Raw genomic sequence first — 2130 nt, forward strand, 5'->3', positions numbered from 1 at the left:
ATGTAAAGTTCCGCATGCAGGCAAAGCATTTGTATCATGATCGTGAAGAGATCACAGTGCATGTTCAATGCTTGTCGAACATCTCTCCGCACTAATGCTCCAATAGGTTAATTTAACGCTCCTTTCTAGGAGCGTTTTGCTATTCTGGATGGGATACTTGCGCTGAAAAGCGAATGTCTTGCAAATTAAAACCGAGCTCTATATCGGTCTTTAGTGTGGCAATGTGTTTGCAGACTCGCGCCATATCGATCTGCTCATCAAATTTTTTACGGTATTTCTTGGCCAAATCAGCACTGGCGTAGGCCGCTTCTATGTCGGGAAATTGCGTTAATATCTCTTTTGCTGCTTTGGGACCAATGCCGGCAATGCCGGGAACTTGGCTTGAACTGATACCCGTTAATCCCCAAAAATCGGTTAATTGGCTCGGCTTTACGCCAAATTCCTGTTCAATAAAGGGTTGATCTAACCAACGATGTTGAAAGTAGTCACGAATTTGTAAAGTGGGGGAGAGTAGTTGGCAGTAGCCTTTATCGGTTGAAATGATCGTTACTTTTTCACCGTGGCTTGCCACTTTCGTGGCTAAGGTGGCCACCAAATCATCGGCTTCATCACCTTCCGAGAGCAGTGAATCAATCCCTAATTCCCACCATGCTTGCTGAATGGCGTCTAAGCCAAGTTGCAGTGCTTCTGGCATCGGCTTCCGGTTCTGCTTATAAGTCGGTAGAAGTTGTGCTCTCCAGCCCCGGTCTTGTAAGTGATGATCAAACACGGCGATGATGTGGGTCGGTTGAGCTTCATTGATGATACGGTGCAAGGTGCGCGAGGTTGTCTCTATGGTTCTTGCCATATCGGTAGGATCGGGTTGTGCGGAGTGCACCCGACGGATCAAATTCAAAGCATCAATGATGACAAGGTGTAAAGACATAACGACCAAAAAATAAGGGCTTAATAAGCCCTTATTGTAATGATCTCACTTAATATTGCCACTCATCCCCGGCATAAGTTATTTTTGCCTTTAATGGTTATTGGTTGCAATTTTATAGCAAGGTTCATAAGCACTGCCACCGGGCAGCTTCATTCGGTGTTGTGCAACGAAGTCTTTTAGCAATAGATCCATTTTTTTCATCAATTGGGCATCGCCATCAATGATGAATGGGCCGTGACGTTCAATTTCTCGAATGCCTTCCGCTTTCACATTACCAGCGACAATGCCAGAGAAGGCGCGACGCAAGTTAGCAGCGAGTACTTCTGGTTTTTGGTTTAGGTGTAAATCCAAGTTGGCCATACTGTCGTGAGTCGGTTCAAAAGGCAGTTGGAGCTCAGGCTCGATTTTGAGGGACCAGTTGAAACTATAAGCATCACCACTATCTTTACGATGCTGACGAACCAGCGGCATCGCTTGGCTCATGATACGCGCCGCTTTTTCTGGATCATCAATGACGATTTGATAATGCTGGCGTGCTTTTTCACCTAATGTTTCGGCAATGAATGTGTCGATTGAACGGAAGTAGGCTTCGCTCTCTTTTGGACCAGTCAGTACAATTGGCATTGGTTGGCTTGCGTTATCTGGGTGCATCATGATACCCAAAATGTACAGCAGTTCTTCCGCTGTTCCTGCTCCACCGGGGAAAATAATGATGCCGTGCGCCATTCGCACAAAAGCTTCTAGGCGTTTTTCAATATCCGGCATAATCACCAATTCGTTCACAATCGGATTTGGTGGCTCGGCGGCAATGATCGATGGTTCGGTTAAGCCAAGATAGCGTTGTGCGGTATAGCGCTGTTTAGCGTGTCCAATGGCGGCCCCTTTCATTGGCCCCTCCATAGCGCCTGGTCCGCAGCCTGTACAAATGTTCAGTTCACGCAAACCCAGTTCATGGCCCACTTCCCGCGTATATTGGTACTCAGTAGGGTTGATAGAGTGTCCACCCCAACAAACCACTAAGTTAGGTTCAAGACCGGGAACCAAGGCACTGGCATTACGCAAAATACCAAACACTAAGTTGGTGATGTGAATGGCATTGGTAAGATTTAGGCGCTGATTATCCGCCAGATGCATGTTGACATAAACGATATCGCGTAGGACCGAAAACAGATGTTCTTGAATTCCTTTAATGATCTGTCCATCAA

2 protein-coding genes are annotated in these 2130 nt (G+C 46.4%); both read right to left on the reverse strand.

Features of this window, described 5'->3' with window-relative positions:
* Window positions 1-139: 139 nt before the first annotated feature.
* Window positions 140-925 carry a flap endonuclease Xni gene (xni, locus tag B9J84_RS15850; protein ID WP_094124543.1) on the reverse strand — a complete coding sequence of 262 codons (786 nt, stop codon included), beginning with the start codon at window positions 923-925 and terminating at the stop codon, window positions 140-142.
* Window positions 926-1015: 90 nt separating this feature from the next.
* Window positions 1016-2130 (reverse strand): nucleotide 5'-monophosphate nucleosidase PpnN (gene ppnN, locus B9J84_RS15855; RefSeq protein ID WP_094124544.1); only part of this gene is annotated, 1115 nt, incomplete at its 5' end.

Source organism: Vibrio sp. V03_P4A6T147 (assembly GCF_002241085.1).
In the GTDB taxonomy this organism is placed as follows: domain Bacteria; phylum Pseudomonadota; class Gammaproteobacteria; order Enterobacterales; family Vibrionaceae; genus Vibrio; species Vibrio anguillarum.

Excerpts from the sequence above, each read along its gene's own strand:
- xni (WP_094124543.1), bottom strand. The coding sequence starts at position 925 with ATGTCTTTACACCTTGTCATCATTGATGCTTTGAATTTGATCCGTCGG.